Raw genomic sequence first — 2,868 nt, 5'->3', positions numbered from 1 at the left:
GTCTGACAAGCTAGACCTCCCTGTAAATCTATTGGATGGAAAAAACGATGAACTTCACGAAGTTGTTGATGGAATACTTTTATTCCATGAAAATCATGACATCTCTAAAGATTCTGAAGAAATTATTTCTAGCCTAGATAAAAGCAACATTCCTGCTCATAAAGTAGACATTAACGGTACGCTTACAGCTACGGTTACTAATTTCCAGATGTGGATAGAGCGCAATAACTGTAAAAATGTGGTTGTGTTAGGTAATCCTGAAGTTAGTAAAAATGAAAATCTTTACCGTTTCTTAGAAAAGTTAGAAGCTTAATTGACAGTCTTCTGTCTCCTCCACAATTTGATTTAATACTCTTGGCTGATGAGCAAATGCTCGCTGCAAGCTGTCCATCATATCAATACACACCATGCGTCCTGCAGGGTCATTTACATTTTCGCTTAAACAATTACAATAACGTTCAACAGCATCACTTGCTGCTTGGTTTTTACATGAAAAGAGGGACATAAGTCCCCCTAATGCTATGATCAATATCTTTTTATTCATCTGAATAGTTTAGGCATTTTGTATCGCTTCCATTTTCATTTTCTTCACCATACTTACCAATCCATTGGCACGTGTTGGTGATAAATGTTCTTGCAAACCTATCTCTTTTAAAAATGCTAAATCTGCTTTTGCAACATCCGCTGGAGATTCATTGTCTAAAACACGGATTAAAAGAGCAATGATACCTTTCGTAATGATAGCATCTGAATCTGCTGTAAACTTCATTACATCTCCTTCTTTCTCCGCATGCAACCACACTTGTGATTGACACCCTTTGATCAACTTCTCCTCTACTTTGTACTTTTCATCAATTAAAGGAAGGTCTTTCCCCAATTCTATAATGTATTCGTATTTCTCCATCCAATCGGAGTAAATCGCGAATTCGTCTACTATCTCTTCTTCTTTTGCTTTTATTGACATGCTGTAAAATTAATGAAGATTCACAATTAATTAAATCCTAGAATCGTTGAGTTTTTTCTTCTTGGTCAAGGTCTTAACTCAACATAGTAATTACACGCTTTAAACCAGCGATTAAAATATCTACCTCCTCCTTGGTATTATAAAAAGCAAAAGATGCTCTTATGGTACCCGGAATACTGTAGAAATCCATTACAGGCTGCGCACAGTGGTGTCCTGTTCTTACGGCGATACCCAATTTATCCAATAAAGACCCTACATCATATGGGTGCTGACCTTTCACCAAGAAAGAAATTACACTTACTTTGTTTTCTGCCTCACCGTAAAACTCTATTTCTGGTATCTTTTTCAATTCAGCAGTAGCATACTCCAATAAGTCTTTTTCGTACGCTTCAACAGCTTCAAAATCGAAGGTTGATAAATATTCAAAGGCAGTACCTAAAGCAATACCTCCAACAATGTTAGGCGTACCCGCTTCAAACTTGTGCGGTAATTCGTTGTAGGTAGTTTTTTCAAAAGTCACTGTTTTGATCATGTCTCCTCCACCTTGGTAAGGAGGCATAGCATTTAAAACCTCTTCCTTACCGTACAAAATACCTACTCCTGTTGGTCCAAATACTTTATGTCCAGAAAAAGCATAAAAATCACAATCTAAACCTTGAACATCAACAGTGGTGTGTTGCATACTTTGTGCACCATCCACCAAGAACTTGGCTCCAACAGCATGTGCCTGAGCGATCATTTCTTTTACAGGATTCACCGTACCTAATGCATTAGATATATGTGTAACACTCACCAATTTGGTTTTCTCATTCAACATACTTTGGTAAGCCGCTAAGTCAAGCTCACCTTTTGTTGACATAGGAATCACTTTTAAAACTGCACCTTTTCGCTCACACAACATTTGCCATGGCACTATGTTAGAATGGTGTTCCATAGCAGAAATGATAATTTCATCTCCTTCGTTCACCAATTCTCCAAATGAAAAGGCTACGAGATTAATACTATCTGTAGTTCCTTTTGTAAATAAAACTTGATGACTGTTTTCTGCATTGATGTAACGCTGAATGGTATTCCTGGCTTCCTCATACAAACCAGTAGAGTGTTGACTTAAGAAGTGTACTCCACGGTGAATATTTGCATTTTCCTTTGCATAAAAGGTATCTATAGCGTCGATAACAACTTGCGGCTTTTGCGCAGTTGCACCGTTATCTAAATAGATTAAGTTTTTATCGTAAACTTTCGTTTGTAAAATAGGGAAATCCTTACGAACCTCTTCTACATTAAATCCTTTCTGTACAGCCAGTTTTTCCATGCTACAAAGATAAACAAGCTTTCTTATTTGAAATGATTCTAAAGAGAAAAGTTCGGTAAATGATGGTGGTCGACAATTAGAGTTGGCGAAGAATTAACACTTCTTACTTCGGCATCTCCACTTCGCTCGATAACCTCGGTTGAAAAATCCAGGAATAATGGTTGTCGAAAATTTGAATAGGGCAACTTTGAAGGGTTACATAATCTGCATCTTGATAATATGAATTAGCTTGATAACCTTGGTTTAAACTACTTAGAAATGTTATCCATAATCAACGGCAGACATCATGTAAATGAGTGTTATAACTCAATTGAGCAACACATAACATTCATTCAAAGCAGCAGAATAATAAGTTATGGTGCGGAGTCGAGATAAACGATACAACAGACCGTATCTTTAACTTTACAAACCCTTCTACTTACGTTTCAAATGCATTAAAAATTCACGGTTCCCATTCCCTCCTAGGATAGGACTCTCTGTATGATCTTGGTAAATAAAATTACTTAACACAGCCAATTTCTGCACTTTTTCAATGACCCCTGGATATAGCTTTACATCTTTCACAATACCCCCTTTAGAAATATTCTCTTTT

4 protein-coding genes are annotated in these 2,868 nt (G+C 36.8%); 1 reads left to right on the top strand and 3 read right to left on the bottom strand.

Going from position 1 to position 2,868, the window contains the following annotated elements:
• The coding region (locus AC22ZQ_RS13980; protein ID WP_318959379.1) for a hypothetical protein at positions 1–313 on the top strand (313 nt) is incomplete at its 5' end.
• On the opposite strand, the gene AC22ZQ_RS13975 is transcribed toward AC22ZQ_RS13980, so the two are convergent.
• From AC22ZQ_RS13975 to AC22ZQ_RS13965, 3 genes are all read right to left on the bottom strand, one after another.
• The gene (locus tag AC22ZQ_RS13975) at positions 302–544 is read right to left on the bottom strand and encodes a hypothetical protein (RefSeq protein WP_318959378.1); all 243 of its coding nucleotides are present in this window, start codon (positions 542–544) and stop codon (positions 302–304) included. The genes AC22ZQ_RS13980 and AC22ZQ_RS13975 overlap by 12 nt on opposite strands.
• Before the next feature lie 9 nt (positions 545–553).
• Positions 554–964: a SufE family protein gene (locus AC22ZQ_RS13970; protein WP_318959377.1), complete on the bottom strand. Its 411-nt coding sequence runs from the start codon at positions 962–964 to the stop codon at positions 554–556.
• 73 nt (positions 965–1,037) lie between these two features.
• Complete coding sequence (locus tag AC22ZQ_RS13965) at positions 1,038–2,276, bottom strand: aminotransferase class V-fold PLP-dependent enzyme (RefSeq protein ID WP_318959376.1); 1,239 nt, start codon at positions 2,274–2,276, stop codon at positions 1,038–1,040.
• Positions 2,277–2,868: the final 592 nt, after the last annotated feature.

The sequence above is a fragment of the Lishizhenia sp. genome, from assembly GCF_057456495.1.
Note: the sequence above shows the minus strand (reverse complement) of the source record. Positions and strands in the feature narration are given on the sequence as shown.

Bases quoted from the DNA above. Each gene is read 5' to 3' on its own strand.
- AC22ZQ_RS13975 (WP_318959378.1), bottom strand. From the start codon at position 544: ATGAATAAAAAGATATTGATCATAGCATTAGGGGGACTTATGTCCCTC.
- AC22ZQ_RS13965 (WP_318959376.1), bottom strand. From the start codon at position 2,276: ATGGAAAAACTGGCTGTACAGAAAGGATTTAATGTAGAAGAGGTTCGT.
- AC22ZQ_RS13970 (WP_318959377.1), bottom strand. From the start codon at position 964: ATGTCAATAAAAGCAAAAGAAGAAGAGATAGTAGACGAATTCGCGATT.